The organism is Vibrio sp. R11-SG3-ISO3-SZ, from assembly GCF_059834345.1.
The window spans coordinates 38,127-44,612 of the sequence record NZ_JCBDGX010000056.1 but is presented as its reverse complement, the minus strand read 5'-3'; the positions used below and the strand labels follow the sequence as shown (position 1 = coordinate 44,612).

Genomic DNA, 6,486 nt, shown 5'->3' with positions numbered 1-6,486 from the left:
CTGCTCCATGAACTCAGCAACAAATTGACCAACCGATTGATTCACGCTCCGACGCGCGCCATGCAAAGGGCTGCGGAGCAGGGCGAGCCTGCAAAGCTTGCTATCATTAGACAAAGTTTAGGCCTAGACGATAACTAGCGGATTCACTTTGCCGTGCCCGTACGTTATTGATTGTGCCCACTTACCCTATCTTGAGAAATACAGTATGAAACCCTCGATTCTAACTAAGCTAGAAACACTGGTTGAACGTTACGAAGAAGTTCAACACTTACTTGGCGATCCGGATGTGATCGGTAACCAAGATAAATTCCGTGCTCTGTCGAAAGAGTACTCGCAACTTGAAGAAGTCACTCAGTGTTTCCAAGCTTACCAACAAGCTCAAGAAGACTTAGTCGCGGCGCAAGATATGGCCAATGAAGACGACGAAGAGATGCGTGAAATGGCGCAAGAAGAGATTTCAGCGGCCAAAGACGCGATTGAGCGTCTAGAAGGGGAGCTGCAGATTCTACTGCTGCCAAAAGATCCAAATGACGATCGCAACTGTTTCCTCGAGATTCGTGCGGGCGCGGGCGGTGATGAAGCGGGCATTTTTGCCGGTGATCTGTTCCGTATGTACAGTAAGTTTGCTGAAAAGAAAGGCTGGCGCATCGAAGTGATGTCTGCCAGTGAAGCCGAGCATGGTGGTTACAAAGAGATGATTGCCAAAGTGAGCGGTGAAGGCGCTTACGGCATCTTGAAATTTGAGTCAGGCGGTCATCGCGTGCAGCGCGTACCGGCAACCGAGTCGCAAGGTCGTGTGCATACCTCAGCATGTACCGTCGCGGTGATGGCGGAAATTCCAGAAGCGGAGATTCCTGAAATCAAAGCGGCAGATCTGAAAATTGATACCTTCCGAGCGTCAGGTGCCGGTGGTCAGCACGTCAACACCACGGACTCGGCGATTCGTATTACTCACTTACCAACAGGCACGGTAGTCGAGTGTCAGGACGAGCGTTCTCAACACAAAAACAAAGCGAAAGCGATGGCGGTGTTGGCGGCGCGTATCATTCAAGCGGAAGAGGCAAAACGTGCGGCTGAAGTGTCAGACACTCGTCGCAACCTGTTGGGTTCAGGGGATCGAAGCGATCGCATTCGTACCTACAACTATCCACAAGGCCGCGTTTCTGATCACCGTATTAACCTGACCATTTACCGTTTGAACGAAGTGATGGAAGGGGATTTGGTGAGCTTGGTTGACCCAGTGATCCAAGAGCACCAAGCGGATCAGTTAGCCGCATTAGCTGAAAACCATTAATGGCATTCCGTTACTACGGAATGGAGATGAGCTTGATATGACGATCACCACGGTGGAACAAGCGCTTGCGCGAGCGACTCAGCAACTTGAGCAAAGCGGCAGTGAGTCGCCAGCGCTTGATGCGGCGGTACTGCTTTGCCACGCGTTGGAGAAACCGCGTTCCTTTTTGTTCACTTGGCCAGAAAAAACACTCGACGACGCGCAGCTTGCCGCTTTCGATGCGCTATTAGTGCGCCGCTGCGCGGGAGAACCTGTGGCGTATATTTTGGGTGAAAGAGAGTTTTGGTCTCTGCCACTACTGGTCTCGCCATCGACCTTGATCCCACGGCCTGATACTGAGCGTTTAGTCGAAATTGCGCTCGATAAAGCGCCAGACATTGAAGGGCCGATTCTGGACTTGGGCACAGGAACGGGCGCCATTGCCTTGGCGCTAGCCAGTGAGTGCCCTCAGCGTAAGGTAATCGGGGTTGACCTCAAGGATGACGCACGCGACTTAGCCACTCGCAACGCAGAGCGTCTTGGTATCACCAATGTTGCGTTCTTAGCGGGCAGTTGGTTCGAACCTATTGAAGCTGGTACGCAGTTTGCTTTGATTGTGTCTAATCCTCCTTATATCGAAGAGAGTGACCCACATTTGACGCAAGGTGATGTGCGGTTTGAGCCTTTGAGTGCGCTAGTGGCTGAGGATGAAGGCCTCGCAGACATCAAATGGATCGCGAGAGCGGCACGCGACTATTTGCTGCCGAATGGCTGGTTGATGTTTGAGCATGGGTTTGAGCAAGGTAAGGCGGTGCGAGAGATTCTGCAAGCCAATGGCTATCGCCAAATCGACACCCTCAAGGATTACGGCGGTAACGATCGAGTAACCATAGGTTGCCACGTTGCTGACTCATAGAGATAAAAAATAGAGAAGAGAACATGTACGAAGGATTAAAGCATTTTCACCTATTGACCATTGCCATCAGCGCCACGCTGCTTTCGGTACGATTTGCACTGATGATGGCCAACTCAAAGCTACTCGAGAACAAGTTTCTCAAAGTGTTTCCTCACATTAATGACACCTTCTTGCTGTTGTCAGGTATTTATCTGATTGTCATCACGGGCTTCATTCCGTTCACACCAGCGGCCCCATGGTTAACAGAAAAGTTAACCTGCGTGCTGGCGTACATTGCCCTTGGTTTTTTCGCCTTGAAACTGGGCCGAAACAAACTGCTGCGCACGTTCTCCTTTTTTGGCGCGCTCGGGTGGTTGGCGATGGCGGGCAAAGTCGCCGTCACCAAAACGCCGATGTTTTTTGGTTAATCAACCAGAATGAGAAAAACACTAAGATAGACAACAAAACAGGTGGTTAGGCGAGATATGCTGGAGTTATTTGACGAAGATTTTGATGCAATGGAGCTGGTAGAAGGCGCTTTGGCATTGAATAAGGCCATCAATTCAGACACTCAAGTGGCGTGGGCAGAGGCAGAATTACTTCGTTTGGTTAAAGAAGCTGAGCTGGCGCTAAGCCACGAGTATGATGAGAAGCAACGTTTTGATGCGCTATTGCGACTTTTCTACCATGAGTGGGGATTTCGCGGCGATCAAGATGCCTACTTCGACTCCGCTAATGCTTTTGTCGATAAAGTGCTAAAGCGGCGCAAGGGGATTCCGGTGAGTTTAGGCTCGCTGCTGCTTTATCTTGGCCGTCAACTGGACTTTCCTCTTAAGGCCGTCACGTTTCCTACCCAGTTTTTGCTCAAACTGGAGTGGTTCGGTGAGCCGGCGCGTTACATCAATCCTTTTAATGGCGAGTACGTGTGTGAGCACACGTTGGGCGCTTGGTTGATAGGGCACAGCGGTCCGTTGGCGACACTCAAATCTGAACACCTTAAAGAAGCGGACAATCCAACCGTGATTGGTCGCTGGCTAGCATTGATTAAATCGGCGCTGCTGCGTGAAGAGCGCTACACTTTAGCGTTAAAATGTACCGACTTGGCGCTGACGTTTGTCCCGGATGACCCTTATGAAATCCGCGACCGTGGTTTTATCTATCAGCAGCTTGATTGTCATCAAATTGCACTCAATGATTATCAGTATTTTATTGACCAATGCCCTGATGACCCGGCGTCTGAACTGCTCAAGAGCCAAGTCAACGCGATGAGCGATACGCGCGTCACTTTACACTAGCGCTAGGCGGTGTTTGCCGCCAACGCACACAAACCACTGTGGTTGTTAAGCGCAGTGACTAAATAAAGAGAGAACAAAATGGAACAGAAAATCGTTCAGGTTGGCGATATCCCCGTTGCCAACGACAAGCCGTTTACCCTATTTGCGGGCATGAATGTGCTCGAGTCGCGCGATCTTGCGATGCAAATTTGTGAGCACTACGTGAAGGTCACTGACAAACTTGGTATTCCTTACGTATTTAAAGCCTCTTTCGATAAGGCCAACCGCAGCTCGGTACACTCCTACCGTGGGCCAGGCCTAGAAGAGGGCATGAAGATTTTCCAAGAGCTCAAAGAGACATTTGGCGTAAAAATTATCACGGATGTCCACACTGAAGCGCAAGCTCAGCCTGTTGCCGATGTGGTTGATGTTATTCAGTTGCCTGCGTTTCTTGCGCGTCAAACCGATCTCGTGCAAGCGATGGCGAAAACGGGCGCCGTCATCAATGTCAAGAAACCGCAATTTATGAGTCCAGGTCAAGTGGGCAATATCGTCGAGAAATTTGCTGAGTGTGGCAATGAGCAGGTGATTTTGTGTGAGCGCGGTTCTTGCCACGGCTACGACAACTTGGTGGTGGATATGTTGGGCTTTGGCGTTATGAAAAAAGCCTCCAATGGTAGCCCGATTATTTTCGATGTGACCCACTCATTACAGATGCGTGACCCGTCTGGCGCGGCATCTGGTGGTCGTCGTGAGCAAACGGTCGAGCTTGCGAAAGCCGGCCTTGCAACCGGTATCGCCGGTTTGTTTATCGAGGCTCACCCTGATCCAGATAAGGCGCGTTGCGACGGTCCTTCTGCGCTGCCGCTAGATAAACTGGAGCCTTTCTTGGCGCAAATGAAAGCCCTTGATGATTTGATTAAGGGTTTTGCTCCGATCGACATTAAATAGTCTGTCGCGAAAAACATCGATTAAGCCAGCATTTGCTGGCTTTTTTCGTTTATAGGCGGTGAACGTTGGACAATGGGTGCAAAACTGTTGGTTAAACGCTCTCTGTCGCAAAATCAAGCTTGGGAGACCATCAATAAGCTAAACGTTTGCCTGTGATCGCTTGATGCGGCCAATGAAAACTCTGTGGTTTGTTTCATCCTTTCAAGCGAAATAAAGTGATCGATACATCATAAATATGAAAACAGACTGTTGCGCAAGAACCCTTAATTTAAACTAGTTCAAGTTTTACTGTTCTCAGAGCCGTTTTTTGACTCCGTTTAACTCGTTGAGAGCACAGTAATTTCGGCAGTGGAAACCCCCAAGTTCAAAAGGTATGACAATGAAGCAACGCCTGATCGTAAAAAGCGCTATAAGCGCAGCAATTCTGGCAACTCTGGCTGGCTGTGCCACCGCACCGCAGCACGAGTGGGAAGCAGACACAACGTACAAGTTCACCGTCCTTCACACCAATGACCACCACGGTCGTTTTTGGCAGAACAAATACGGCGAGTATGGGATGGCCGCGCGTAAAACTCTGATCGATGAGTTGCGTGCTGATATCACTGCACAAGGCGGCAGCGTGCTGCTGTTGTCTGGTGGTGACATCAACACTGGCGTGCCAGAATCTGACTTGCAAGACGCGGAGCCCGATTTCAAAGGCATGAGCAAAATCGGCTATGATGCGATGGCGCTTGGTAACCACGAGTTTGACAACCCACTTGAGGTGTTGTTCAAGCAAAAAGAGTGGGCCAACTTCCCAATGCTGTCCGCTAACATCTACGACAAAGCTACGGGCGAGCGTATGTTCCAGGCATACCAGATGTTCAATAAGCAAGGTATTAAGATTGCCGTCATCGGTTTAACTACCGAAGATACGGCGAAAATCGGTAACCCAGAGTTTATTGGTGGCATCGATTTCCGCGACCCGAAAGAAGAAGCGAAGAAGCTGATCGCTGAGCTACAAGAAACGGAAAAGCCAGATCTGATTTTCGCTGTGACTCACATGGGCCACTACGAAGATGGTAAGCGTGGCGTGAACGCACCGGGTGATGTGGCTTTGGCTCGTTACCTAGATGAAGGTTCTCTGGATATGATTGTAGGTGGTCACTCCCAGGAACCAGTCTGTATGGAAGCGCCAAATGTCGTGAAGAAAAACTTCGCGCCATCCGATGAGTGTAAACCGGACATGCAAAATGGCACCTACATTGTCCAGGCGCACGAGTGGGGCAAATACGTCGGTCGCGCGGACTATGAGTTCCGTAACGGTGAACTGCAGATGGTGAGCTACGACCTGATTCCGGTCAACTTGAAGAAAAAAGTCAAAGTGGATGGCGAATCAAAACGCGTCTTTATCGAAGACGAGATTGCCGAAGACAGCGAACTGCTCGAGTTTTTGCGTCCTTACCAAGAGCAAGGTCAAGCTCAGTTGAATGTGAAGATCGCAGAGACCAATGGCAAGCTGGAAGGGGATCGTAATGTGGTTCGTTTCCAACAGACCAACTTAGGCCGTTTGATCGCGACCTCGCACATGCAACGTGCCAAAGCGGATTTTGCTGTGATGAACTCAGGTGGCGTGCGTGACTCGATTGAAGGCGGTGACGTGACCTACAAAGACGTACTAACGGTTCAGCCGTTTGCCAACATTTTGACCTACACCGATATGTCTGGCCAAGAAGTGTTGGATTACCTCAACGTTGTGGCGACCAAGCCAGTGGACTCTGGCGCTTACGCTCAGTTTGCCGGCATTTCAATGACAGTGGAAAACGGTGAAGTGTCAAACGTGTTTATCGGTGGTAAACAGTTGCGTCTTGACGGCACTTACCGCTTCACAGTACCAAGCTACAATGCTGCAGGGGGCGATGGCTATCCTAAGCTGACGGACCACCCAGGTCACGTCAACACGGGCTTCGTTGATGCAGAAGTGCTCAAAGACTACCTAGAGGCGAACAGCCCAGTAGATGTAAACCAATACGCACCAGCAGGTGAGATGGTTTACAAGTAATTGACCTAACAAGCTAAATCTTATTAACTGAATGCGCAGCCTAGAGCTGCGC

Annotated in this window: 7 protein-coding genes; all 7 read left to right on the top strand. The window is 50.1% G+C overall.

What is annotated here, in order from left to right; all coding sequences use genetic code 11:
• A partial coding sequence (locus AC6R1O_RS07775) for a glutamyl-tRNA reductase (RefSeq protein ID WP_500656791.1) occupies nucleotides 1–138 on the top strand: 138 nt, incomplete at its 5' end.
• 67 nt (nucleotides 139–205) lie between these two features.
• Nucleotides 206–1,294, top strand: a complete 1,089-nt coding sequence (prfA, locus tag AC6R1O_RS07770) for a peptide chain release factor 1 (RefSeq protein WP_500656790.1) — start codon at nucleotides 206–208, stop codon at nucleotides 1,292–1,294.
• Between the two features lie 37 nt (nucleotides 1,295–1,331).
• On the top strand, nucleotides 1,332–2,189 hold the full coding sequence (gene prmC, locus AC6R1O_RS07765; RefSeq protein ID WP_500656789.1) for a peptide chain release factor N(5)-glutamine methyltransferase: 858 nt from the start codon (nucleotides 1,332–1,334) through the stop codon (nucleotides 2,187–2,189).
• Nucleotides 2,190–2,212: 23 nt separating this feature from the next.
• A complete protein-coding gene (locus tag AC6R1O_RS07760) occupies nucleotides 2,213–2,596 on the top strand; it encodes a SirB2 family protein (RefSeq protein WP_500625738.1) in 384 nt (127 codons plus the stop codon).
• Nucleotides 2,597–2,653: 57 nt separating this feature from the next.
• Nucleotides 2,654–3,463 carry a SirB1 family protein gene (locus tag AC6R1O_RS07755; protein ID WP_487903621.1) on the top strand — a complete coding sequence of 270 codons (810 nt, stop codon included), beginning with the start codon at nucleotides 2,654–2,656 and terminating at the stop codon, nucleotides 3,461–3,463.
• A gap of 78 nt (nucleotides 3,464–3,541) precedes the next feature.
• Nucleotides 3,542–4,393 carry a 3-deoxy-8-phosphooctulonate synthase gene (kdsA, locus tag AC6R1O_RS07750; protein WP_334551169.1) on the top strand — a complete coding sequence of 284 codons (852 nt, stop codon included), beginning with the start codon at nucleotides 3,542–3,544 and terminating at the stop codon, nucleotides 4,391–4,393.
• A gap of 379 nt (nucleotides 4,394–4,772) precedes the next feature.
• Complete coding sequence (gene ushA, locus AC6R1O_RS07745; protein WP_500656788.1) at nucleotides 4,773–6,434, top strand: bifunctional UDP-sugar hydrolase/5'-nucleotidase UshA; 1,662 nt, start codon at nucleotides 4,773–4,775, stop codon at nucleotides 6,432–6,434.
• Nucleotides 6,435–6,486: the final 52 nt, after the last annotated feature.